This is a genomic window from Methylomonas sp. PHL2-19 (genome assembly GCF_059331595.1).
On record NZ_CP196839.1, the window covers coordinates 3,589,560 to 3,612,948 of the forward strand.

Annotated in this window: 22 protein-coding genes and 1 pseudogene; 5 read left to right on the forward strand and 18 right to left on the reverse strand. The window is 53.6% G+C overall.

From position 1 onward, the window contains the following. Positions 1-152: 152 nt before the first annotated feature. The gene (locus tag ACR02O_RS16555) at positions 153-1,505 is read left to right on the forward strand and encodes an IS1182 family transposase (protein WP_494522036.1); all 1,353 of its coding nucleotides are present in this window, start codon (positions 153-155) and stop codon (positions 1,503-1,505) included. Positions 1,506-1,737: 232 nt separating this feature from the next. Here the strand turns inward: ACR02O_RS16555 and ACR02O_RS16560 are convergent, their stop codons facing one another. After that, positions 1,738-3,399, reverse strand: a complete 1,662-nt coding sequence (locus tag ACR02O_RS16560) for an ATP-binding protein (RefSeq protein ID WP_033158061.1) — start codon at positions 3,397-3,399, stop codon at positions 1,738-1,740. 263 nt (positions 3,400-3,662) lie between these two features. On the opposite strand from ACR02O_RS16560, the gene ald reads away from it, so the two are divergent. After that, a complete protein-coding gene (gene ald, locus ACR02O_RS16565; RefSeq protein ID WP_171694958.1) occupies positions 3,663-4,778 on the forward strand; it encodes an alanine dehydrogenase in 1,116 nt (371 codons plus the stop codon). Between the two features lie 270 nt (positions 4,779-5,048). Here ald and ACR02O_RS16570 read toward each other — a convergent pair whose 3' ends face one another. The 17 genes and pseudogenes from ACR02O_RS16570 to ccmA all read right to left on the reverse strand — a co-directional run bounded on the left by ACR02O_RS16570 (position 5,049) and on the right by ccmA (position 19,708). Beyond that, entirely contained in the window at positions 5,049-6,074 is a 1,026-nt protein-coding gene (locus tag ACR02O_RS16570; protein WP_494522037.1) for a restriction endonuclease, read from the reverse strand. A gap of 66 nt (positions 6,075-6,140) precedes the next feature. Then, positions 6,141-6,383, reverse strand: a complete 243-nt coding sequence (locus ACR02O_RS16575; protein ID WP_494522038.1) for a hypothetical protein — start codon at positions 6,381-6,383, stop codon at positions 6,141-6,143. A gap of 87 nt (positions 6,384-6,470) precedes the next feature. Next, complete coding sequence (locus ACR02O_RS16580) at positions 6,471-6,740, reverse strand: type II toxin-antitoxin system RelE family toxin (protein WP_458137826.1); 270 nt, start codon at positions 6,738-6,740, stop codon at positions 6,471-6,473. Then, positions 6,737-6,955, reverse strand: coding sequence for a hypothetical protein (locus tag ACR02O_RS16585; protein ID WP_458137827.1), 219 nt, complete (start codon positions 6,953-6,955; stop codon positions 6,737-6,739). Before ACR02O_RS16585 ends, ACR02O_RS16580 begins: the two co-directional genes overlap by 4 nt. Positions 6,956-7,271: 316 nt before the next feature. Then, positions 7,272-8,696 (reverse strand): restriction endonuclease subunit S, encoded by a 1,425-nt coding sequence (locus ACR02O_RS16590; protein WP_458137828.1) that lies wholly within the window; start codon positions 8,694-8,696, stop codon positions 7,272-7,274. Continuing rightward, positions 8,690-9,673: an HsdM family class I SAM-dependent methyltransferase gene (locus ACR02O_RS16595; protein ID WP_458137829.1), complete on the reverse strand. Its 984-nt coding sequence runs from the start codon at positions 9,671-9,673 to the stop codon at positions 8,690-8,692. Before ACR02O_RS16595 ends, ACR02O_RS16590 begins: the two co-directional genes overlap by 7 nt. A gap of 634 nt (positions 9,674-10,307) precedes the next feature. Next, a pseudogene (locus ACR02O_RS16600) lies at positions 10,308-10,697 on the reverse strand (type I restriction enzyme HsdR N-terminal domain-containing protein); the annotation flags it as partial. Between the two features lie 848 nt (positions 10,698-11,545). After that, on the reverse strand, positions 11,546-12,925 hold the full coding sequence (hemN, locus tag ACR02O_RS16605) for an oxygen-independent coproporphyrinogen III oxidase (protein WP_458137830.1): 1,380 nt from the start codon (positions 12,923-12,925) through the stop codon (positions 11,546-11,548). Continuing rightward, on the reverse strand, positions 12,925-14,133 hold the full coding sequence (ccmI, locus tag ACR02O_RS16610; protein WP_458137831.1) for a c-type cytochrome biogenesis protein CcmI: 1,209 nt from the start codon (positions 14,131-14,133) through the stop codon (positions 12,925-12,927). Before ccmI ends, hemN begins: the two co-directional genes overlap by 1 nt. Beyond that, the gene (locus tag ACR02O_RS16615; protein WP_458137832.1) at positions 14,130-14,588 is read right to left on the reverse strand and encodes a cytochrome c-type biogenesis protein; all 459 of its coding nucleotides are present in this window, start codon (positions 14,586-14,588) and stop codon (positions 14,130-14,132) included. Before ACR02O_RS16615 ends, ccmI begins: the two co-directional genes overlap by 4 nt. Further along, the gene (locus ACR02O_RS16620) at positions 14,585-15,115 is read right to left on the reverse strand and encodes a DsbE family thiol:disulfide interchange protein (RefSeq protein ID WP_458137833.1); all 531 of its coding nucleotides are present in this window, start codon (positions 15,113-15,115) and stop codon (positions 14,585-14,587) included. Before ACR02O_RS16620 ends, ACR02O_RS16615 begins: the two co-directional genes overlap by 4 nt. A gap of 5 nt (positions 15,116-15,120) precedes the next feature. Next, complete coding sequence (locus ACR02O_RS16625; RefSeq protein WP_494522039.1) at positions 15,121-17,058, reverse strand: heme lyase CcmF/NrfE family subunit; 1,938 nt, start codon at positions 17,056-17,058, stop codon at positions 15,121-15,123. Continuing rightward, a complete protein-coding gene (gene ccmE, locus ACR02O_RS16630; RefSeq protein WP_458137835.1) occupies positions 17,055-17,489 on the reverse strand; it encodes a cytochrome c maturation protein CcmE in 435 nt (144 codons plus the stop codon). Before ccmE ends, ACR02O_RS16625 begins: the two co-directional genes overlap by 4 nt. Then, positions 17,486-17,653: a heme exporter protein CcmD gene (ccmD, locus tag ACR02O_RS16635; RefSeq protein ID WP_033158069.1), complete on the reverse strand. Its 168-nt coding sequence runs from the start codon at positions 17,651-17,653 to the stop codon at positions 17,486-17,488. Before ccmD ends, ccmE begins: the two co-directional genes overlap by 4 nt. Further along, positions 17,650-18,411, reverse strand: a complete 762-nt coding sequence (locus ACR02O_RS16640) for a heme ABC transporter permease (protein ID WP_458137836.1) — start codon at positions 18,409-18,411, stop codon at positions 17,650-17,652. The genes ccmD and ACR02O_RS16640 overlap by 4 nt, the downstream gene beginning before the upstream one ends. Next, positions 18,411-19,085 carry a heme exporter protein CcmB gene (gene ccmB, locus ACR02O_RS16645; RefSeq protein ID WP_033158071.1) on the reverse strand — a complete coding sequence of 225 codons (675 nt, stop codon included), beginning with the start codon at positions 19,083-19,085 and terminating at the stop codon, positions 18,411-18,413. Before ccmB ends, ACR02O_RS16640 begins: the two co-directional genes overlap by 1 nt. Then, complete coding sequence (ccmA, locus tag ACR02O_RS16650) at positions 19,076-19,708, reverse strand: cytochrome c biogenesis heme-transporting ATPase CcmA (protein ID WP_458137837.1); 633 nt, start codon at positions 19,706-19,708, stop codon at positions 19,076-19,078. The genes ccmB and ccmA overlap by 10 nt, the downstream gene beginning before the upstream one ends. Positions 19,709-19,854: 146 nt before the next feature. Here ccmA and purE point away from each other — a divergent pair, with 146 nt between their 5' ends. From purE to ftsH, 3 genes are all read left to right on the forward strand, one after another. Beyond that, complete coding sequence (gene purE / locus ACR02O_RS16655) at positions 19,855-20,352, forward strand: 5-(carboxyamino)imidazole ribonucleotide mutase (protein WP_445369701.1); 498 nt, start codon at positions 19,855-19,857, stop codon at positions 20,350-20,352. Then, complete coding sequence (locus ACR02O_RS16660) at positions 20,349-21,443, forward strand: 5-(carboxyamino)imidazole ribonucleotide synthase (protein WP_458137838.1); 1,095 nt, start codon at positions 20,349-20,351, stop codon at positions 21,441-21,443. The genes purE and ACR02O_RS16660 overlap by 4 nt, the downstream gene beginning before the upstream one ends. Before the next feature lie 72 nt (positions 21,444-21,515). Then, complete coding sequence (gene ftsH, locus ACR02O_RS16665) at positions 21,516-23,330, forward strand: ATP-dependent zinc metalloprotease FtsH (RefSeq protein WP_494522040.1); 1,815 nt, start codon at positions 21,516-21,518, stop codon at positions 23,328-23,330. The last annotated feature ends 59 nt before the right edge of the window (positions 23,331-23,389 follow it).

Here is a 23,389-nt window from a genome sequence, read left to right on the forward strand (position 1 = left end):
AGACAGCATTTCGAGAGCTGTCAAACCAGGGCGTCATAAATCCCGAGCAATATATTTCTAGGAGTCTGTCGGACTTTAGCGCAGTAGATCTAACCGCGACATCGGTTTGGTAAAATAAGGACGGTCAAAAGATCAGATATACGGAGCCTGTGATGAGTCGATTCATTCCCGTCAACTGCCATCAACTTTACGTGCTACCGCCTTCGGTGGACGAATGGCTGCCGGAGGCTCATCTGGCCCGTTTTGTTGTCGAAGTCATCGAGCAACTGGATCTGAGCCAATTAACCAGCCGTTACCAGGGACGCGGCAGTGCGGCCTATCATCCCTCGGTGCTGCTGGCGCTCCTGGTGTACGGTTACGCCACCGGCGTGTTTTCCAGCCGTAAGATCGAACGAGCGACCTACGATTCGGTGGCGTTCCGTTTCCTGTCCGCGGATACGCATCCCGACCACGATACGCTGGCCCATTTCCGCAAAACCTTCCTGATCGAGCTGGAAGATCTGTTCGTCCAGGTCCTCAGCCTGTCCCAAGCGATGAAGTTGGTGACACTGGGGCAAATTGCGCTGGACGGTACGAAAGTGAAGGCGAACGCCTCCAGGCATAAAGCCTTGTCCCACGGTCACATCGAAAAGCTGGAAGCGCAGCTGCGGGACGAGGTCCAGGTCTTATTACAAAAGGCCGCCGAAACCGATGCGGCGGACGACCGCGACGATCTGGACTTGCCGGCCGAACTGGCGCGGCGTGAAGACCGATTGAAAGCCCTGCGCGAAGCCAAAACCCAGATCGCCGAGCGGGTCAAGCCGCGCGATGAGCAGGCACAAAAGGAGTATGAGGCGAAGATTGCCCGCCGGGAAACGCAACGGCAGGCCGGCAAAAAGCCCAGAGGGCCGGAGCCCAAGGCCCCGGAAATAGGCCCCAAGCCTGACGACCAAATCAACCTGACCGACGAAGAATCTCGCATCATGCCCAGTCATGAAGGCTTCGTGCAAGGCTATAACAGCCAAGCCGCCGTCGACGCCGACACGATGCTGATCGTCGCCACCCGCGTCACGCAACAGACCAACGATAAGCAACAAGTCGAACCGATGTTGGCCGAGCTGAAAAAACTCCCCGAGACGTTGGGCCAAGTCGATGCCCTGCTGGCCGACACGGGCTACTTCAGCGCCGCCAACGTTCAGGCTTGCGAACGAAGCGGCATCAAACCTTTGATCGCCATGGGCCGCGACAGCCACCCTGTGCCCCTGGCTGAATATCTGGCGGCCGACGCGCCGAAACCCAACACCGGCGACCCGGTGGAAAACATGGCCTGGTACCTGAAAACCCGCGAAGGCAAGGCCCGCTATGCCAAGCGCAAATGCACGGTGGAACCCGTATTCGGGATCATCAAGCAGGTACTGGGCTTTCGCCAGTTCTCGCTACGCGGACTGGACGCGGTAACCGGGGAATGGAAGCTGGTGGCGATGGCGTTTAACCTGAAACGGATGTATGCGCTGGCCGGGGCATAAGCCCCGCCGAACTCAATGATAGGGTTGCATGCCGTCGAATAACCCAAGGGGAGCACGTCTACATCAATTCTCAAGACCGGCTGAGTAACTTTACGACAGCTTGAGGGCTTCGATCATTTGGCTGACGCCAAATTTTCGGCTTAAAAAAACTTAAGTCCGACGGGCTCCTAGTATCCGGAATTGTTCCGCTTCGTTCATGAAAAGCGTTCCCGCATAAGTGTAGTTATTTTGTTCAATGCCGATTCTGCGTCCGCCAGTTCGCGACGATACCTTCCACATCCAGGTCATCCGGGCCTTCGCGCCAGCTAGTGTAGTAATCGACATCGTTACTTTTCGGTTCCGGATTGGGCCGGTAGATTTGGACCCGGGTCGGCAGCGGCGCCGCTTCGCCCAGCACTAGCGCTTCCCCCCGGCCGAGCGAACTAAGAATATCCGCCAAATCGCCCTCGGCCTCCGGCACTAGGCCGCGAATATACTGCTGGTCGTCCGGATTGGTGGTGCGCAAACAAATAAACGAGCTGCATTGCGCCAGCATGGTTTCCGACAGTTCGGTGGGCCGTTGGCTAACCACGCCGATAGAGACCCCGTATTTCCGGCCTTCCTTGGCGATCCGCTCCATCATCCGCTTGGTGCCGTCGAATTGGCCGCCTTTTTCGCGCGGGATATAGGCATGCGCTTCTTCGCAGATTAGCGTGATCGGAAATTCGCGGCGGCGCGGGTTCCAGTAGTTGAACTCATACGCCAACCGCCCGACTTGCGCGGACACCGCCGGCCGCACGTCGGTCGGTACGGAACTGAGATCGACCACCGTGATGTTGGCCTTTTTTTGCCCCAGACCGACGAATTGCCTGAGCAAATCCGCCATGCTGGCCGAGTTGTTGCGTTTTTTGGGTTTTAACAAAAAGTCGTAACGCACGTCGTTGAAACGGCTCTGCATCGTCACCAAAAACTCATCGAACTGGCCGAATAAGGCGCCCTTGGTTTTGCCAAAGTCTTTACGCTCCTCGTTGGCGGCCTTGAATTGCATATACATTTCCGCCAGCGAAAAATAAATCGGCGTGTCTATCGATACCACGCCTAGACCAATGGCTTTGGCTTCCTTACGCTTCAATTGTTGCAGCACTTCGCGCATGAAAGACATCTGCATCGAGGCCCCTCTGTCATCGCGATCAATGAACAAGTCCACCAACTCAGCATAGGACATCATCCAGTACGGCATCTCCAAATCCATGGCATCAACGTAATTGACTTGCTCTTCGGGAAATGCCGATTCGATACTGCCATCTGGTCGTTTCCAACAGTATTCGCCGTGCAGATCCAGCATGATCATATGGGTCTTAGGCATGGCTTTCATGGTGTGCTGGATCAAGCTGGTGACGGTCCAGGATTTACCGGAACCGGATTGACCGATAATCGCAAAATGCCGGCCAAACAACGCACGTGGGTCCAGGCTCAGGTGATAATCCTTGTGACTGGCCAGCTGCCCAATAAAAAATTCGTAATCGCGGAATTTGGAAAAAATCGCGTTGATCTCGCTGAGCCCAACCGCATAAACCGCCGCGCCCGGCGTCGGATAATGCCGCACGCCGCGAATGAAGATATTGTTTTCGTTCAACTCGCCGACCGGGATTAAGGCAATAAAACGGTCGGTTGCACGATTGCCGGCAGCGTCGAAACGATCGCGTTCCCACATTTTGAACACCAGCGCCAACACGCCTATATGCGACTGCCTGATCACCACGTACGAACCGATATGGCCGGCCAGGATTTCTTCATCGCCGAGTTTGATGATGGGCGCCGCTGTTGAATGTTCTTCAGTGATACGGGCATCCATACCGTCGCCTCTGACTTCGGTTAAATGGCCGATCAGGATGTTTTGCGTTTGTTGGGTCATGATGTTCTCTCTGGTAAAGCCGCTGGGCTAAGCTTAGACGATTTTTACGGCCCGTCCCGTCCAGAGCAATCTATGCAACCACCTGGGACAGCACAGCGGTTTTGCGCCAAAATGGCAAACAAATCGCTACAAACGCGACAACATGGCGCTAGGCTCGTAAGAGTAAGTCGTTGAACATTTGGCACTTTTGGCTGACAAAGCCATACGGTCTGATTATTGCTGTCATCAAACCGGCATCATTTAATATTGCACAAGAGGTGAATATGAAAATCGGTATACCCAAGGAAATCAAACCCAACGAAAACCGGGTATCGGTGGTACCGTCCGGCGTTGCCGCGTTGGTGAGCGCCGGCCATAGCGTGACGATGGAAAGCGGCGCCGGCGTTGGCGCCGGTTTCGAAGACGCGCTATACCAGGCTGCCGGCGCGCAGTTGATGGACGGTCCGGAGCCGGTTTGGGACTCCGCTGAGATGATTATCAAGGTCAAGGAACCGATAGAACCCGAATGGTCGCGGATTCATCCCGGACAAACCCTGTTTACCTATTTTCACTTTGCCGCCAACCGCCCGTTAACCGAAGCACATCTGGCATCCGGCGCTACCTGTATCGCCTACGAGACCGTGCAGTTGCCGACCGGCGAGTTACCCTTGCTGACGCCAATGTCAGAGGTAGCCGGCCGACTGGCGGTGCAAGAAGGCGCGCATTATCTGGAAAAACTGTACGGCGGCCGCGGCATGTTGCTCGGCGGCGTACCGGGGGTATTACCGGCCAAAGTGTTGATTTTGGGCGGCGGAGTGGTCGGCACGCAGGCGGCAAAAATGGCGGCAGGTTTAGGCGCGCAAGTCACAGTCATGGATTTGTCGCTGGAGCGTCTGCGCCAACTTAGCGACATTTTGCCGGCCAACGTGCAGCTGTTGTTTTCCAGCCGTCATGCCATCCTGGAACAAATTCGCACGGCGGACCTGGTCATCGGCGGCGTATTGGTCACCGGGGCCGCAGCACCCAAGCTGATCCGGGCCGACGATTTAAAATCGATGCAACCGGGGGCGGTCATCGTCGATGTCGCGGTGGACCAAGGCGGCTGCGTGGAAACCACCCACCCCACTACCCACGCCGATCCGATTTATGTCATCGACAATGTCGTGCATTATGCCGTTGCCAACATGCCCGGCGCTGTACCGCGCACTTCGACCCTGGCGTTAACCAACGCCACCCTGCCCTATGCTCTACAACTCGCCAATAAAGGCTGGCAACAAGCATTGCGGGACAATTCGGCGTTACTGAAAGGCTTGAATATCGTGGGCGGTAATGTTACTTGCCAAGGGATTGCCGATGCGTTTGGTTTTAATTATTTGCCGCCGGAGCAGTTCCTGAGCTGAACCCATCGCCCAGACCGAACTGTGGTAGGGGTGCGAAGGACACCCGGGATTATGTGGTTTGTAACCAACTTTGGCACCTTACCCAATCTGCGGCTCAACCATTCATCTCGACAAGGGTGAACCGGATTATCCCCGCCGACTTGATCGAATGTAATGACAGCCGCATCGCGCACGTGTCTAGTTTTAACCGGGTGACCCAGCGCGGAGTAACGTTGCGCGGTGTGGATTTAAAACAGTCATTTCGATTACCATCGAAGTGAGCGGAAAACCTTATTCCTCATCCTGCAACGCCACTGTCCAAATCCGCTTCAATGGCAGCTCGGCTTTCAGGTCGTCGTCGAGGCGGTCGTAATAGGCGAAAAGTTGTTCCAACAATTCCTTTTGGGTCCATAGCCGCACCCGGAAAAAACTGGCGGCTAATTCCTTCTGAACGTTGTTTTTAAAACCACTCCAGGACACGAATAAACCTTCGTCGGCACCGAATTTGGCGACCGCACCCAGCAGTTTATCCACAGTCGGGCGATCAATCGGATTGCTTTCGGATTTGACTTCCACGCATAAGCGCGGCGAACCGAAACCCAAGGGCCCGGCACCGGCCAGAATATCCGCGCCGCCTTCCGGGCTACGGTAGGTGGTGTAGCCTTGGGCTTTGAGTATCGCTTCTACCAATCGAGTTAGATCGTGACCCTTGAAACGAGCGTCGATCAGGCGAGCGATTTGGTCTTGCGCCAGCTCAGCCAAGTTGGCGCTGCCAGCGGCATCGTCGGCGATAGGCGTACCGGGCTGAATGGTGGACAACAGGCTTTCCGCCTTCCAACCGTTGGCTTGCATCGCCGCCAAACGTGGCTCTGCGTTGTTGCGTTGAATACGGCAGATGGTCAGGAACGCGCCGAAGGAATACAGCAAATCCTGGCCAAAATGGGCGCGCGGAATTGCCTCGCCTATCCATTTGACCGACCGGCAGTGATAAAACGGATTGGCCGCCTTGGCATCGAATTGGTAATCGCCGGTGACTTCGCCGATATAAATTGCGGGCTGGCTTTTCAGCGGCAACACCAGCCAATCGCGCTGCTTGATGTCGTGGGCAAACGGCCAGACTTGGCTGACCCAGTTGGCAATCGCCTTGGGTTTACAATCGGCGTATCGGTTGTTCATCGCCGCCGTCAAATCGCTCCGTTGCGCCAGCTTGGCGAGATTCACGTCCAGCTTATCCCAAGTCACGTAAACCCGGTTTTCCTGTATGAATTTTTGTTCGTATTCGCCGTGCGCGCCGGCGCGGATTAGCCAGATTGCCATAATTAGCGTCCTTGGGTAGTAAATTGATTTTTCAAATGGGCCAAAGCCATAACGGGCGCCCTACCCTTAGTGTTGTTGCCAAACCTTGTTTGCCCGTTCGTCATCGCGGATGCGTTCCAGGATTTGGTAGATTCGACCGCAATCTCCGGTTTGCATGGCGATGCCGTAGCGTTGGTTGATGGCATCGACCAACCTTTGATAGTCGTCTTCGGTGACGTCAGGCAAAAAGTCGCTCAGGTCGGAGCGATTGGTAAAAAACGCCGCCGTATCGAGGCCGAAATTCAGAAACGGCCAGAGTATGTGTTGCAAAAAATCTTCCAACAATTCCGCGTCGTCTTACACCCGTTTAGGGCCGTCCAATTCGTCGTCGTTCATAGGGTTGTTTAGCTTTTTCGATTATGGAAACTTTTTGTAAAAGTTTTCTCGATGGCCTACTCTCAAAAACTGTAAGCACTCATTATCAAAATACACACCCATTCGATAGCGGTAATCAAATTTGATTCGGTAATAGCCGCAAAAACCGCTCATCGATTCCAGCTCGGCAATATCGGCGAAACTCTGCGCCTGCTTTGCTTGCTCCAGAACATATCTGATTTTCTGCAAAATACGCTGGTCGGTAATCGCTTGCACGTCTTTGCTAAAGCGTTTACTGATTTGGATTTTCATTGCGGCAGGCTATTAATAAAATCTTCCGCTTCCTCGTCGCTCAAAAAATTGTTTTCGTCTTTGGCCTGCTGGCAAGCCAAATAGAGCGCCAAGGTTTCTAATTGCTCGTGCTGATTTTCGAGCAATTCCTTCAAAAACGCTTGTTGCGTATCCAACGGCAATGTTTCGTAAAGGGCATAAAAATGATGCGCGGTTTCGGCGGGCGAGCTTTGCATGGTTTTCTCCTTATAGATACCTTCTCATGATGGCCTGTATTCGAGCCGGAGCTTTAGCGATGTTTTATTCGATTTTTTGTATTTCGGCGGCGAAGTTCCGTTAGTCGGGTCGTGGTCGTACTGGTACCTTGACACTGCATGTGTCGCAAAAAATTCTCCAGCAATTCCGGGTCGGAATACACCCAGTTAGGGCCATCCAAAGTTCAGCGCGAAGGTAGTTTTCCTGCGCTGTTCGGGGCCGCGATGATCCCGCATGCAGGCATTAATGCGAACCCCCGCAAAAAAACGAGGCCGTGAGAGCAATTGCTTGTCATCGTTAAGCCAGCTCTTTTTTCAACAACGCCAGAGCCGCTTGCTCAAGATTCCAAGCATCGTCGCGTAACTGGTTAGCCTTCAGAACCAAATTGCCTATGCTTTTGATTTGCTGTGGATCAATCCATGGAACAGGTATTTTCGAAGCCATGAATCGATCAAGTTCTAGTATCACGGATCCGTAACTATTTCGATTGATCAATAGGTAGCCGTACTCGCTAGATAACCACGCGTAAATATACCCCGCAAGTTCTCTATCTTTTCCGATAACACGAATCGCATGTTGGTTGGCAGCCCAGCCATCCATGTAACAAGGAATTATCTGAATCCTGCCAATCGTACCGGAACAAGTGATAGTCACCATTTCAGGTTTTAAAGCAATTTCATCCATGTCGCCTTCATGCGCGCCTTTCGCCAACCCTTTCACGTCAATCGGATCGATTTGAAAAAGCTGTTTGCTCGACAGCAGCGGAATTCCGCCCTTGGGGACGTAAACCCGTTTACGAAACTTGGTCACGGCGCGAATGGCCTTGCTTAAACGTTCGTCGCCCAACGGTAAGGTTTCAATGCCGGCTTGGCGCAATTGTTCATAGACCCAATCCACCGCCGGGTTATGGAACGAGGCATCCAGGCGTTTACCCCACCGCGAAGCACGTACCGTATTGACCGAAGGGCCCTTGGTTTGTTTGGGTAGCGGCGGTAGTTTCAGGGTTTGCCGCAGTCGGCTATCGGCGGCATCGAGCATATCGTTGGCTTGGTCGCGTTGGTTGGCGGCTTCGACAAAAGCACGGCCAATTTCAATGCGCCGGATCGCTGGCAAGTCCGGAATCAAGACTTGGGTCAAATGGTGCGGTTCGATATGTTGAATTACCGAACCGTAGGTAACGCCTCTTAATTGTTCTCGCCCCCAATGCGAACGCAAAAAGGCGGCGACATAGCCGGCGGTGTCCGGGTCGGGCGCGCCAATTCGAATGGCGTCTTCAGACAAAACCCAATCACTCATGCGAGGCGAAGCCAAACCAACGTTGCCGATGGTACCTGAGCGAGAAACCAACACGTCCCAGGAGTTGATTTTCAATTCCTCCAAACGCTTGGTGTGCTTTTTACTCAGATAACGCCCCCGCTCAGGCCGCAAGCCGATAATGTCAGAGCTGGACAGAAACGGCACACCATGTTCTGCGCCGACGTAAATTCTGGCGAAGCGAAATGCGTTATGGGCGTTTTGGCACAAGCCGCTCTCGCCTAGCAGCGGCTTTAAGGGATGACGGCAGGCATGCAATTCGGCGACGGCTTGCCGGGCTTCCACCCCATAGGCCGAGGCTTCCAGACGTAAGCCGGCTCTCGCCACGTCCGCCAAGCGGACGCCAACGCTTCGTTCGCCGAGATGTTCTCTATCTCCGGCTAGCGGCTGGTTAATGACGTTTACCATCCCAATACCGCCCTGTTTTTCCAGCTAAGAAATTCCTTGGCAACCAACGGCGAATCGTCGTCGACCATTTTACTGGGGCGCAAAATGCGTTTGCTGATATCGTCGTGGGCGTCGAACTCGAACAATACGGCAGGTTCGCCTTCAATGGGGAACAGGATTTCCTCGCCGTCTTCGTTACGCCGGTAGAGCACGTTGCCGCGCTTGTCGTGGCCGATAGCTAGAGTTTGCGCCATGAAGATTTCGTAATCGTCGAGTTGACCTTGTTTTTCTTCCTTGTGAATTTCTGTAGGTGTTTTGCGTTGTAATAGCAACACCGAAGTTTGCGTGCCATTACGCGGTTGGAAGGTATCAGGATGCAAATCCACCGAGGCGACGATGCGACAATGGGTCATCATCCAGTAACGCACGTACTCCAGCGCCGGATTGCCCAGAATGCCGTCCGGCAACACGATAGCCATGCGCCCGCCCGGTTTCAGAAATTGCCAGCAACGTTCGATGAACAGGATTTCCGGTGGTTGCGAGGTTTGCAGGTTGTCGGTTTTTTCCCAGCCTCCGTTGGCCGTTGGCCTCCAAAAGTAGCCGAGTTCGAATTGCGATAAGGTTTCGCGGTCGGAAATCGGCAAGCTGCCGCCGAATGGCGGGTTAGTGGCAATCACGTCGAAATGGGATAAATCGTCCGGGCCGCGTAGCGAAAACGGATCGACCTCCAGTGCTTTGGCGAGTTGCTCGCGAAACCCGCTATCCCACTGATGAGGGTGCAACAAGCTGTCGGTTCGCAGGATATTGCCGGCGCCGTCGTTATTCATCACCATGTTCATTTTGGTGGCCTTGACCAAATCCGGGTTGATGTCGAAGCCGAAAAAGCTCCTGCCGGCGATGTCGCGAACTTGTTCGTTGAGCGCTTGGCGGTAGGCCTCGGAACGCGCCATGCCGCTTTTCTCGGCTTCCTGCTTCAACCGATTGATCACTTCGTTCATCGCGATGACCAGGAAACCGCCAGTTCCGCATGAGGGATCGAGTATTTTTTTCACCCGGTTGAATGTCCAGCATGTGAATTCCCATGCGCTGTACGTTACGCGGCGTAAAGAATTCGCCCCGGTCACCCCGGAGATTGGCGCCTACCAGCTCCTCGTATGCCTTGCCCTTGACGTCGATATGGGTATCCAAAAAACTGTAGCGCTGCAATTCGCCCACCACATAAGCCAGGGAACGCGGCTCGAGTTTGAGGGTGTCGTTGGCGTCGAATATCGCCGGATAACGTTTCTTGACGTCGTCGAAAATCTTGCCGAGCCGGCGTTTGACGGTCAATCTGCCGTCATTGCTGGCTTTTTCCTTGGCGGTGGCATAGAAATCCAACGGCTTCGGTATATTGCGCTCATCGTGGATTTTGCAAAATATCACTTTCAATAATTCGAAGAACGCCGGTTGTTTTTGCAAACCGTCCGTCACGTAAATGTGGTCGTGACAAATTCGAAAAGAAAACAGAAGATTGTCATCGGTGGCATTCTTCAGATTTTGCCGTTGCGGGCGATCCACTTCGTCTATGTTTCCGTCGTGCGCGGGAATGTCGTTCGGTTCTTCCCATTCGATGCGGCCATCGATCTCGGCGCGGAGAAATACCGATTTGTGGCGGCCATTTGTCCACATGCCCCACTTGGCATTCGGGCAGGAAGACATGTAGGTTTTCAGTTGATCTTCACCGTCTTTCTTGTCGGAAGGCTTTACCTTGTCATGCTTGCATTCGATGATGATGTCGATGTTTTCCTGCACATGGGCCTTGCCTTCCGGGAAAATCGCCAAATCCACGCGTTTCTTGGACGAACCGACCTTGATGGTAAATTCCACGGCAATTCTTTCAGGCTTGTAACCCAACTCCTTGACCAAGCGTCGCTCGATGTTTTGTCGGACGTATTCTTCCGGAGTATCGTTTCGAATTGTTCCATCAATGAAGTCACAGATTTTGCCGTCCGGCAATGTCGTGATGAGTCCTGGGTTAGTCATGTGCTGCGTTTGAAATTAATAGTTACGTTAGAGAGCGTTTTTTGGCAATTCATGATTGAAATGATACCGGTTAGAGCAACGATAGGATAGGGAAACAATACTTCATTATCGGCTTAGCCTCTCTTCCGGTCACTACATAGGAAGGTGAATCCAACTTACATCGACCTGCATCTGCAACATCATAACGAGCAGAACCGCAGGATGCGGTAAACAACGTGCATCGCTCCGATGGGTGCGGTTCGTATACTCATCACTCTACGCCTGCTTTTGGCTCGACATTTGCCATTGGCACTTTTGTTTCGTCTGGCGAGTTTTGGCCGCTTTATACCTTCCACCTCTCAAGCCTCTGCCGGCTACGAGTGACTTGAGATGCCTGGTACTTCAAGCAAAAAGCTATCACCGGCAAGCTATTTGCCCCTCCCGAATGCCTTTTATCTTTAACCGCCAAGCATTTCGGCTTGCCAAAACTCCAAAAAGCCATTCGCGCAAGGCAAATTGCTGCTATCGCCAACCGGCATAAGCCAACGCGCAAGCAAAAATGCTTCTCGCGAATGGCAAATCGCTTTAATCGCCAGCCTGGATAGGCTTGAGTGCAAGCTAAAAAGCTATTCGAGAAAACCAAAACAGTGCAAGCCCAAACCGCAATAAGCTTGCGCGCCACCCAAAATGCCTTGCAAAACAGGTAATTTGCTTTAATGGCCGGCCTCGCCAGCTTGCCCGCAAGCAAAAATGCTTGGCGGACGAAGCGATTTGCTTTAAGTGCAAACCTGGATAGCCCTACCCGACAGGGAGCCGGTGGTTCAGCCTTAACGCGATGCTAAAACAGTCAACTACGCCTGCGCTTAGGCTCAGATCACCTTAGAGAATTGCTGCTGTTTCCGCGCCAGGTATTTGTCAAACACCATGCAGATATTGCGGATCAACAAGCGGCCGGCCGTGGATACTTGAATGCCGTTGGCGTCTAAATCCAGTAAACCGTCGGCTTTCATTAGACGCAGGTTTTCCAGCTCGGGCGCAAAATACTCGGCAAAATGGATAGCAAACTCGGCTTCGATTTTGCCGAAACTCAGTTCGAAGTGGCAAATCAACTGGGTAATTACGGCCCGACGTAGTTTGTCGTCCTCGTCCAGATCCACACCGCGAAACACCGGCAATTTGCCCTGCGAGATGGCGGCGTCGTATTCGTCCAGTTCCTTGTAATTTTGCATGTAGGCATCGCCGACCCGGCCGATGGAGGTCACGCCCAAGCCCACCAAGTCGCAGTCGGAATGGGTCGAGTAACCCTGGAAGTTGCGGTACAACTTGCCTTCGCGTTGCGCCACGGCCAGCTCGTCGTCGGGTTTGGCAAAGTGGTCCATGCCGATGTAGACATAGCCGGCATCGGTGAGTTTCTGCCCGACCATTTGCAGGATTTCCAGCTTTACGGCCGGCGTTGGTAAATCGGCATCGTTGATTTGCCGCTGGGTTTTGAAGCGGCTAGGCATGTGGGCGTAGTTGAAGATCGAAAATCGATCCGGCGCGTAGGCCAGAACTTGATCCAGCGTGTGGGCAAAGGTTTGTTCGGTTTGCAAGGGCAGGCCGTAGATCAAATCGATATTAGTCGAACGAAAACCTTCCTTGCGTGCCGCTTCCAACACCGCAAAGGTTTGTTCCTTGCTTTGCAGGCGGTTGACGGCTTTTTGCACGTCCGGATCGAAATCCTGCAAACCCAAACTGATACGGTTAAAACCCAACTCGCGTAATTGGGCAATGGTCAGGTCGTTGGTTTCGCGCGGATCGACTTCGATGGAATATTCGCCACTGTCGTCGTCATGCAGATTGAAATGCTCGCGGGTGGTATCCATCAAGCGTTTCATTTGCTCGTAATTCAAAAACGTCGGTGTACCGCCGCCCCAATGTAGCTGATTGACCGGCCGGCTGTTGTCGAACAGCTTGCCCTGCATCTCAATTTCCTTGCAAAGATTGTCCAGATATGGCACGGCGTGGGCGCGATTTTTGGTGACGATTTTGTTGCAGGCGCAGTAGAAACAGACCGTGTCGCAAAACGGGATGTGAAAGTACAGCGACAGAGGCCCGCCGGCGGCGTTGGATTTTTGAATATGCTGCAGATACTCAGCTTCGCCGAAGCCCTCGTGCAATTCCAGCGCTGTGGGATACGAGGTGTAACGCGGCCCGGACTTGTCGTAGCGTTTGATCAAGTCCAGGTCGAATTGAATTGATTGGTCCATTACTGCATTTCTTGGTTGATGGTGATGCCGACGCTGGGATTAGCCGAGCTTAAATCCACTTCAGCGGCGCCGAGCAAATCGCCGGATTGTGGCATGGCATTACCGGTTTTGGAGATTCGCGCGACGATGCGCAACTGTTTGAAATCCGCCAGATGGGTTTGCGGTTGCATCGCCATGCTGTCGTTCAATACCACGCTGGTTGGCAAATCAGAAACCTGTTTACGGACGATGGCCAGCGGCATTTTTGGACCGTTGACGGCCTGAGCATAGATAAACACGGTGTATTGCGGTTCAGCTTTGGCTTTGACTGCCTCATCCAATTCGACTTTCACAGTAATATCGATAGCCGCCGCCGATGATGCCGGGGCTTGCGGTTTTTGCTGCTCCACTTCGGCCATCTGTATCATTTTTTGCAATTGCGCCTGGGATTCATCGTCAGTAGGCAGCAGAGCGGATAATTTCTTCCAATGCGTGATTGCCTGGGCAAAATCCCCGGCTTCAGCTTTGGCCATGCCCGCCAACCATAAGGCAGTGTGGTCTTCCGGTACCAGCTTTAAAGCTTGTTCGACTAGTTCGCTTGGTTCGCCGTCCATTTGGCCGTTACGCGCCATCGACAAGGCATCGGCGTAATGCAGCATGACGGCCGGATCGTTAGGTTTGCGGCGATTCAGCTCAGCAAATACGTTGGCGGCGTCCTGATATTGTTGTGCGTAAACATAAGCACGGCCCAACATCATCCAGCCTTCCAAATCTTCCGGATGCTGTTTTAGACGCTCTATCAGTTTGTTGACCATGCTTTTGACATTGTCGGCCACTTTTTGATTGTTGGCCGCCAATTCGGCTTTGACCAAGGCTTGCGGTTCGCCGAGCAAGCCATATAAAAACAGGCTTAGCAGCGGTACCGTAATCGCCACGACCGGCACCATCCAACGGCCGGTTTTGGCGCTGGACACGGCCGGCACATCGTCTTCCAGATCGTCCAGCAGCGTCAGTTGCAATTCGCGATATTGAGCATCGTAATGCTCCTGTGACAACACGCCGTTTTGCAATTGCAGTTTAAGTTCGGCCAGTTGTTGACGAGCGATTGCGGTATTGCGTTGTTCGCCATCGGCGTAACGTAGCGGCGTTTTTTTAAATAATGGCGGCAGCAACACCAACAACGCCAGCACGATTAAACCAGCTATCACTAGCCAAAACTCAAGATTCACGAGTCGTCACCTTTTTCCAAAATGCTGTTTAGCTTGGCTTGTTGCTCTTTCGTTAGCGATTGGTCCTCGCTGGTACTGGTTTTGCTGCGCAACACCCAGACCGTGGCCAAACCAATGACCAGGAACAGCACCGGCCCCAACCAGAGCAGCATGGTTTTTAGTTTCAAGGCCGGCTTGTACATCACAAAATCGCCGTAGCGGTCGGTCATGAAATCGACGATGTCTTGGCGGGATTTACCTTGTTGCAGCATTTCATAGACTTGCCGGCGCAAGTCCTTGGCCAGATCGGCGTTGGAATCGGCGATGGTTTGATTCTGGCAAACCAGGCAACGCAGCTCAGAAATCAAGGTTTGATAAGCCTGTTCCTGCTCGGGTTGTTTGAAGTCACGGTATTCGATCTCAGCTTGGGCTTGAAACACAAACAACGACAAGATCAAGGCGAAGAGAGTTTTCATGCGCTTTCCGCCTCCAGTTTTTCAATCAACGGCAGGAAAATGCTTTCCAGTTCGCCGGGCTGGACCGGACCGGTATGTTTGTAGCGCACCACGCCGCGTTTATCGATCACGAAGGTTTCCGGTACGCCGTACACACCATAATCGATGCCGGTGCGGCCATCAGCATCCATCACGCTGACGTTATAAGGGTTACCGTGTTTGCTAAGCCAGGTGTTGGCAGCCTGAGCCTCGTCCTTATAGTTCAACCCGACCAGCAACACCTTGTTTTGCTTGGCCAGCTCGATCAATAAGGGATGTTCTTCGCGGCAGGATACGCACCAGGACGCCCAGACATTCAGCAGCCAGACTTTGCCTTTCAGTTCGGCCTGACTCAGATGCTGCTCCGGTGTCGCCAAAATCGGTAGATTAAAGGCCGGCGCGGGTTTGTCGATCAGTGGCGAGGGGATTTCGCGGGGATTGAGTTTTAAACCAATCGCCAAAAAAACCGACAGGGCGATGAACAACAGCAACGGTAACAAATATTTCATTGATTTTACGCGAGAGGCTTGTTAAGCAAACGATAGCGGCGGTCGCTGGCGGCAATCAGGCCACCCAGGGCCATGAACACCCCGCCCATCCAGATCCAGCGGATAAAGGCTTTGTAGTAAACCCGCAAGCTCCAGGCGCCTTGTTTATCCAAAGGCTCACCCAAGGCCACGAATAGATCGCGGAACACACCGGCGTCGATAGCGGCTTCGGTCATCGGCATGGTTTGCACCCGGTACACCCGCTTTTGCGGCGATAACTCAGCAACAATGGCACCGTTATGACTGACAGTCAGATAGCCTTGCTCGGCGCGGTAATTCGGCCCTTCGGTGCTTTTCACACCATGGAATTGGAATACGTAACCGAACAAATCCAGGGTTTCCTCCGGCGCCAAACGTACATCGCGTTCGATGCTGTACACCGAGGTAAAGGTAATCCCGATCACGAACACCGCGATGCCAAGATGCGCCAAGGTCATGCCGTAAAAACCGGCTGGAATTTGTTTCAGGCGCTCGATTGACCAGCTTTGCAGGCGTTGTTTGAACGCGAGGCCGGTGATCGCCAAAGTCCATAAAGCCAGGCCGGTACCCAAAGCCGCGCCCCAGGAATAAAACGGCATGGACAGTGGCGTCAGCAACGCCAAGCCGATAGAAGCAGCAATCAGCCAGCGTACCCGTGAGCCTAAGGCTTTCAAATCGTCGCTTTTCCAGCGCATCAACACACCCAAGCCAACTACCAAGGCCAAAGGCGCCATCAGCGGAATAAACACCGCATTGAAATACGGCGGACCCACCGACAATTTTCCCAGTCCCAGGGCATCGACCACCAAGGGATACAAAGTACCCAGCAAAATGCTGGCGGCGGTGACCACCAGCAGCACATTGTTCACCAGCAATACCGATTCCCTGGACACCAATTCGAAACGGGCATGGCTTTTAACTTGCGGCGCGCGAATCGCGTACAACAATAGCGAACCGCCGACTACCACGGCCAGGAATATCAGGATAAATAAACCACGGGCCGGATCGCTGGCAAAGGCGTGTACCGAGGTCAACACCCCGGAACGAACCAGAAAAGTGCCGAGCAAACTCAAGGAAAATGCGAAAATCGCCAGCAATACGGTCCAGGTCTTGAATACGCCGCGTTTTTCGGTGGCTGCCAAGGAGTGAATCAACGCGGTGCCGACTAGCCAGGGCATGAAGGAAGCGTTTTCCACTGGATCCCAGAACCACCAGCCGCCCCAGCCCAGTTCGTAATACGCCCACCAACTACCCAGCGTGATACCCAGCGTCAGAAACATCCAGGCGATATTGGTCCACGGCCGCGACCAGCGCGCCCAAGCCGCGTCCAATCGGCCTTCCAGCAAAGCGGCGATGGAAAACGCGAAGGCTACCGAGAAGCCGACATAGCCCATGTATAGCATCGGCGGATGGATCGCCAAACCGGGATCTTGCAGCAAGGGATTTAAATCGCGGCCTTCGGCCGGAAACGGAAACAAGCGCGCGAAAGGATTGGAAGTCAGCAATAAAAACAGAATAAAGCCGATGCTGACCAAGCCCATCACTCCGAGGACCCGAGCTCGGGTGGCATCGGGGATATGCGCACTGAATGCCGCGACCAGCGCGGTCCAGATCGACAAGGTCAGGGCCCAAAGTAACAAGGAACCTTCGTGCGCACCCCATACCCCGGAAATCAAGTAGATCAACGGCAAGGCGGTATTGGAGTTTTGTGCGACGTAAGCCACCGAGAAATCGTGGCTGATGAAGCTGGCGGTCAAACAGCCGTAAGCCACGCCCATGAACAGCAATTGCCCGAACGCAGCAGGTCGAGCGACATGTACCCAGCCGGTGATCGATTTGGCTGCGCCGAAGATCGGCAAGATGCCTTGTACTACTGCCATGCACAAGGCCAGGATCAATGCGAAATGACCGATTTCCGGGATCATGGTTGCGCCGCCGGTTTTTTCAGGCTGCCGGCCACTTCCGGCGGCATATAGTTTTCATCGTGTTTGGCCAATACTTCCTCGGCGACGAACACGCCTCGGCTGTCCAATTGGCCTTTGGCGACGATGCCCTGCCCTTCCCTGAACAAATCCGGCAAGATGCCTGAATATTCCACGGTCACTTCCTTTTCGAAATCGCTGAGTTTAAAACGCACCAATAAATCGGCATTCGGCCGCTCGACGCTGCCTTTGACGACCATGCCGCCCAAACGAAACACCGCGTTATTAGGCGCCTTACCGGCCGCCACATCGCTAGTGGAGAAAAAATACATCAGATTTTCGTTAAAGGCTTTTAACGCAAAGGTTGCGGCCAATCCCAGCACCGCCAACATTAAAACGATCAATATCAAACGCTGTTTTCGTATCGGTTTCATCGTGCTTGCGTGCGTTTTTGTTTAATGGTGAGTTGCCGCAGTAACTGCTTGCGTTGCAGCACCGGCCAAACGATGTTGACGATCAATACCAGCGCGGTCACGCCGTAAGCCGGCCAGACGTAAACGGCGTACCCGCCCATGTATAAAAAGCTTTCCCAGCTCATGCTTGTTTCTCCAACAACGCTTTAACCCATTGCGAGCTGGTTTCGCGCTTCAATAATTCCAGCTTCGCCGCCTGCAATACCGCGATCAGATAATAAAATTTGAAAGCTACCGCCATCAGTAACAGCGGCACCAGCATGCTGAGGTGAATGGAGGGCTTATCCATCTTGCTGACGGTAGGGCCTTGATGCAGTGTGTTCCACCATTCCACCGAATAATGGATGATGGGTACGTTGACGACACCCACCAACGCCAATATCGACACCGCCCGTGCCGCCGAGCGTTTATCCTCGATCGCGCCGTACAAACTGATCACCCCCAGATACTGAAACAACAGGATCAACTCAAAGGTCAAGCGCGCATCCCAAACCCACCAGGTACCCCACATCGGTTTGCCCCACAAGGAGCCGGTCACCAAGGCCACGAAGGTAAAGCCGGCGCCGATCGGCGCGCTGCCGATCAGCATCACCTCAGCCAGTTTCATGCGCCAAACCAGAGCTATGCCGCCCATCACCGCCATCAGCACGTAAATGAACAAGGACATCCAGGCCGCCGGCACATGGATATAAATGATCCGGTAACTGTCGCCTTGCTGGTAATCGGTCGGTGCCCGATACAAGCCCAGATAAAGGCCGGCAACCAACAAAATCAAAAAAATAATCGTCAACCAGGGAATAAAGCGATCCGCCAACGCATAAAAATGCGGCGGCGACGAGGTGCGGTGAAAAAACCGGCTAACCGGCGCAGGTATCCAAGACATCAATTAACACTCATTTTTAACGCGGCCGCTGTCGGCAGCGGCACCAATACCAGTGCCGACAACAACATGGCCAATAAAATATATAGTTGGGCGCCTACCGGCAAACCGCTGGCGGCCCTATCCACCGCGCCACTGGCAAAAATCAGTACCGGCACATACAAAGGCAATACCAACAGTGACAACAACATGCCGCCCCGGCGCAAACCGACCGTCAACGCCACGCCGATGGCGCCGATCAGGCTCAGCAGCGGAGTAGCTAAGATCAATGTCAGCCATAAAGTTCCCATCGCTTGCTGCGGTAAGCCCAAAAACACCGCCAGCAGAGGCGCCACCAATAACAAAGGCAAACCGGTCACCAGCCAGTGGGCGATGATCTTACCGAGCACCAATACCGATAAGGCATGCGGACTGAGCAGCATTTGCTCCAGCGAACCGTCCTCGAAATCGCTACGAAACAAACCATCCAGCGACAACAAGGCCGCCAACAAAGCGGACACCCATATCACGCCCGGCGCCATCGCCCGCAGCAGATTGGGTTGCGCGCCAACCGCCAGCGGGAACAAGGTTACTACCAGCACGAAAAAAAACAGCGGATTGGCCATTTCGGCACGGCGCCGAAACGCCAGCAACAAATCGCGGCGAATGATCGCCCAAAAAGCCTGGATTATTGGCATGCTTGCAGATGGATGCGTTGCAGATTGAGATCGGCCATGCTCAGGTCGTGATGGGAGGTCAAAACCGCCATGCCACCGTGCTCGATGTGCTCGGCCATCAGCGATTCTATCAATTTGATGCCTTGTCTATCCAGCGAGGTGAAAGGTTCGTCGAGTATCCATAGCAAGTTATGCGTGATCAATAACCGAGCCAGCGATAGTCGGCGCTTTTGGCCGGCCGACAAGGTATGTACCGGATTATCGTCAAAACCGGCCAATTGCACCTTGTCCAAAGCCTGCTCGATGTCATATTTGCCCGCACTACCTAGTGCCAGCGCAAACTTCAAATTTTCCAGCACCGTCAATTCCTTTTTTGTACCATCGGCATGACCGACATAAGCCATGTCATCGTAATAACTGCTGTCGGCGATTTTGCTGCCGCACCAATAAATCTCGCCGGCATCGGCTTCCCTAAATCCGCACAGAATGCGCAACAACGAGGTCTTGCCGCTGCCGTTGGCGCCTTCCAACAGCAAGGTCTCGCCGGCGTGCAACGTGAAATTCAAATTGGAAAACAACAAGCGCTCATCGCGGAAACACGATAATTCACTGGCTTGCAGCGAAGCGTGTTGCGAGCTTTCCATTCATCCGTCCTGGGGTTGATCTGTTATGAGGGGCGCTATCTTATCATCAAGGCAGCCGGAGTTAGTAATTTGCCGACAGAGAAAATCTCCCCATTTATGCGATAATCGGGCTTGTTTCGACTGATCGCAAATACCGGAGATTTTGCATGACCGCATTGATAGGCATCATCATGGGTTCCACGTCCGATTGGGAAACCATGCAACATGCAGCGCAAACCTTAGAGCATCTTGATATTCCGCATGAAGTGGAAGTGGTTTCGGCCCATCGTACCCCCGACAAGTTGTTTCAGTATGCGGAAACCGCGGAAGGCAAAGGCTTGGAAGTCATCATCGCCGGTGCCGGCGGCGCTGCGCATTTGCCGGGCATGACCGCCGCCAAAACCCCGCTGCCGGTACTGGGTGTGCCTGTGCAATCCAAAGCCTTGAACGGTATGGATTCTCTATTATCAATCGTGCAAATGCCGGCTGGCATTCCGGTCGGCACCTTGGCCATCGGCAAGGCTGGCGCTATCAATGCCGCCTTACTGGCCGCCGCGATCATCAGCAACAAACATCCGCAATACCGCCCAGCTCTAGATGCTTATCGGCAACAACAAACCGACAGCGTGATCGCCACCCCCGATCCAAGACAGGTGGCGGGATGAAAATTGGCATATTAGGTGGCGGCCAGCTCGCCAGAATGATTGCGTTGGCCGGTTATCCACTGGGCTTGAAATTCATCGTGCTCGATCCTGACGTCAATGCAGGCGCCGCCGGTTTAAGCGAACATTTGCTGGGCGCTTACGACGATCCTGACCTACTGGCGGAACTGGCCGAGAAAGCTGACATCGTGACTTACGAATTCGAAAACGTGCCGGCGCATGTCGCCGAATTCCTGTCCAGCCATACTACTGTATACCCACCCGCCGGTGCATTGGCCGTCGCCCAAGACAGATTACTGGAAAAGAATTTCTTCAAGGATTTAGGCATCCGCACCGCACCGTTCGCTCCTATCGATAGCCTGGCAGACTTGCAACAAGCCATGCCTGAAATCGGCTACCCGGCTATTTTGAAAAGCCGGCGCATGGGTTATGACGGCAAAGGCCAAGTAGTCATAAAATCGACCGACGAACTGGAGTCCGCCTGGCAAAGCATGCAAGGCGCTGCCTCTATCGTCGAAGGTTTCGTGCCGTTTCAGCGCGAAGTATCCATCATCGCCGCTCGCAGTCCATCCGGCGAAATCGCTTACTATCCATTGTCTGAAAATCAGCATCGCGGAGGCATTCTGCGTATTGCCGAATGCTGTACTAACGACCCCGAACAAGCGATTGCCGAAAATTACGTCAGTCTGTTGCTGGAAAAACTGGATTACGTCGGCGTCATTGCCCTGGAGTTGTTCGACTTGAACGGCGAATTGCTGGCCAACGAATTCGCACCGCGCGTGCATAACTCCGGACATTGGACCATAGAAGGCGCGGAAACCAGCCAATTCGAAAACCACTTGCGGGCCATTCTGGATTTACCGCTGGGCTCGACGGAACCGCGCGGTTATGCGGGCATGGTGAACTTCATCGGTGGTCTGGCCGACGACGCGACACTGTTAAACATTCCCAACGCGCATTTGCATCTGTACGATAAAACACCGCGCAAGGGCCGAAAAGTCGCGCATGCAACGGTCAGAGCCGACGCGGAATCCGCCTATCGCGAGGCCTTACAGCATTTGGCTAATTTAGCGCTGGCTGTAGACGAATCATGATCTCTTAGCTTGAATCCGGGCGGTTTTGGCATAGAAGCCAAAATCGCTCCGCAGAACATAGAGGCCACAACGATGAAAAAATTTTTATTCTTGTTGCTCACAATGGTCGGCATCGCCATAGCGGCGTTTGTCATTTTTAATCCTGCCCCTGCCACCTACAAATCACAAGGCGATATTCCTTATTCCGACTTTATCCAGGATGTGCGCGACAAAATGGTAGCCGAAGTGGTGATCGACGGCAGAGCCATTGATGGCCTGAGGCATAACGGCACACGTTTTACCGCTTATAGCCCCGGCGATGTGACGGTGATAGGCGATCTATTGCAGAACGGTGTGAAGATCATCGTGCAAAGACCGTTAACCCAATCGACATTCATGCAGGTGTTTTACTCCTGGGCGCCGACTTTTCTACTAATTGGCGTATTGATTTATTTCATGCGCAAACAACTGCTAGGCGCCGGCGCGCAAAACAATTTCGGTAAAAGCCGGGCCAAGTTGATGACGGAGAATCAGGTAAAGATCCGTTTCAGCGACGTTGCCGGCGTCGAAGAAGCCAAACAAGACGTCGCGGAAATGGTCGATTTCCTAAAAGCACCGGGTAAATACGAGGCCCTTGGCGGTAAAATTCCTAGAGGCGTGCTAATGGTCGGCCCTCCCGGCACGGGTAAAACCTTGCTGGCCCGCGCGATTGCCGGGGAAGCCGGTGTGCCGTTCTTCTCAATTTCCGGCTCTGATTTCGTGGAAATGTTTGTCGGTGTCGGGGCATCCAGGGTGCGCGACCTATTCGTACAAGCCAAAAAGCAGGCCCCGTGCATCATTTTTATCGACGAAATCGACGCCGTCGGTCGGCAACGCAGCCCCGGCAATATGGGCGGTACAGAAGAACGCGAACAAACGCTGAATCAATTATTAGTAGAAATGGACGGCTTTAGCGGCAACGAAGGCATCATCGTCATCGCCGCCACCAACCGTATCGATGTATTGGATAAAGCCTTACTACGTCCCGGACGGTTCGACCGGCAAGTGCAAGTCAGCCTGCCGGACATCAAAGGCCGCGAGCAAATCCTTAGAGTACATTCCAGCCGAGTACCCTTGGCCGATGACGTCAATTTGAATGATTTGGCGCGCGGCACACCGGGCTTTTCCGGCGCCGAATTGGCTAATCTGATCAACGAAGGTGCATTGTTCGCCGCCCGTAACAATCAGCGGGAAATTACGATGAACGACCTGGATAAGGCTCGCGACAAAACCATCATGGGCGCGGAAAAGCGGACGATGATCATGAGCCGCGAAGACCTGCTGATGACCGCCTACCACGAAGCCGGACACGCCATCGTCGGCCGTTTGGTACCCGAGCACGATCCGGTTTACAAAGTCAGCATAATGCCGCGCGGCGGCGCGCTCGGCATTACCATGTTTTTGCCGGAGCGCGATGCATACAGCGCCAGCAAGGACAAATTGGAAGGCCAAATCTCCAGCCTGTTCGGCGGCCGAGCCGCGGAAGCGCTAGTTTACGGTAAGAATAAAGTCACCACCGGCGCGAGCAACGACATCCAACGCGCCACCCAATTGGCCCGTAATATGGTCACCAAATGGGGGCTATCCGACAACCTGGGGCCGCTGGACTACGGCGATAACGAAGGCAGCTACTTGGGACCGCAAGCCAAACCCATGTCGGAACACATGGCGCGCTTGATTGATCGGGAGATCAGGTTAATTGTCGACAATAATTATCTTAGAGCCGAAACCCTGCTGAAGGAAAATATCGATATTCTGCATAATATGGCGCAAGCCCTATTAGACTGGGAAACATTGGATAAATATCAGATAGATGAATTGATGCAAGGTCGAACCATCGCACCGCCGGCGCTTGATGCAAAACAATAATTCGACGCTGGGAACACACTAGAGCAGTAGTGCGCTTTATTTCACCAAGCAGAAATAGA

What these genes read in the sequence shown, in the direction of transcription:
- ACR02O_RS16640 (WP_458137836.1), bottom strand. Translation starts at nt 18,411, where the DNA reads ATGTCTTGGATACCTGCGCCGGTTAGCCGGTTTTTTCACCGCACCTCG.
- ACR02O_RS16585 (WP_458137827.1), bottom strand. Translation starts at nt 6,955, where the DNA reads ATGCAAAGCTCGCCCGCCGAAACCGCGCATCATTTTTATGCCCTTTAC.
- ACR02O_RS16590 (WP_458137828.1), bottom strand. Translation starts at nt 8,696, where the DNA reads ATGGTAAACGTCATTAACCAGCCGCTAGCCGGAGATAGAGAACATCTC.
- ACR02O_RS16555 (WP_494522036.1), top strand. Translation starts at nt 153, where the DNA reads ATGAGTCGATTCATTCCCGTCAACTGCCATCAACTTTACGTGCTACCG.
- ald (WP_171694958.1), top strand. Translation starts at nt 3,663, where the DNA reads ATGAAAATCGGTATACCCAAGGAAATCAAACCCAACGAAAACCGGGTA.
- ccmA (WP_458137837.1), bottom strand. Translation starts at nt 19,708, where the DNA reads ATGGAAAGCTCGCAACACGCTTCGCTGCAAGCCAGTGAATTATCGTGT.
- ccmB (WP_033158071.1), bottom strand. Translation starts at nt 19,085, where the DNA reads ATGCCAATAATCCAGGCTTTTTGGGCGATCATTCGCCGCGATTTGTTG.
- ACR02O_RS16570 (WP_494522037.1), bottom strand. Translation starts at nt 6,074, where the DNA reads ATGGCAATCTGGCTAATCCGCGCCGGCGCGCACGGCGAATACGAACAA.
- ACR02O_RS16595 (WP_458137829.1), bottom strand. Translation starts at nt 9,673, where the DNA reads ATGAACGAAGTGATCAATCGGTTGAAGCAGGAAGCCGAGAAAAGCGGC.
- purE (WP_445369701.1), top strand. Translation starts at nt 19,855, where the DNA reads ATGACCGCATTGATAGGCATCATCATGGGTTCCACGTCCGATTGGGAA.
- hemN (WP_458137830.1), bottom strand. Translation starts at nt 12,925, where the DNA reads ATGGACCAATCAATTCAATTCGACCTGGACTTGATCAAACGCTACGAC.
- ccmE (WP_458137835.1), bottom strand. Translation starts at nt 17,489, where the DNA reads ATGAAACCGATACGAAAACAGCGTTTGATATTGATCGTTTTAATGTTG.
- ACR02O_RS16580 (WP_458137826.1), bottom strand. Translation starts at nt 6,740, where the DNA reads ATGAAAATCCAAATCAGTAAACGCTTTAGCAAAGACGTGCAAGCGATT.
- ACR02O_RS16560 (WP_033158061.1), bottom strand. Translation starts at nt 3,399, where the DNA reads ATGACCCAACAAACGCAAAACATCCTGATCGGCCATTTAACCGAAGTC.
- ACR02O_RS16620 (WP_458137833.1), bottom strand. Translation starts at nt 15,115, where the DNA reads ATGAAATATTTGTTACCGTTGCTGTTGTTCATCGCCCTGTCGGTTTTT.
- ACR02O_RS16615 (WP_458137832.1), bottom strand. Translation starts at nt 14,588, where the DNA reads ATGAAAACTCTCTTCGCCTTGATCTTGTCGTTGTTTGTGTTTCAAGCC.
- ACR02O_RS16625 (WP_494522039.1), bottom strand. Translation starts at nt 17,058, where the DNA reads ATGATCCCGGAAATCGGTCATTTCGCATTGATCCTGGCCTTGTGCATG.
- ACR02O_RS16660 (WP_458137838.1), top strand. Translation starts at nt 20,349, where the DNA reads ATGAAAATTGGCATATTAGGTGGCGGCCAGCTCGCCAGAATGATTGCG.
- ftsH (WP_494522040.1), top strand. Translation starts at nt 21,516, where the DNA reads ATGAAAAAATTTTTATTCTTGTTGCTCACAATGGTCGGCATCGCCATA.
- ccmD (WP_033158069.1), bottom strand. Translation starts at nt 17,653, where the DNA reads ATGAGCTGGGAAAGCTTTTTATACATGGGCGGGTACGCCGTTTACGTC.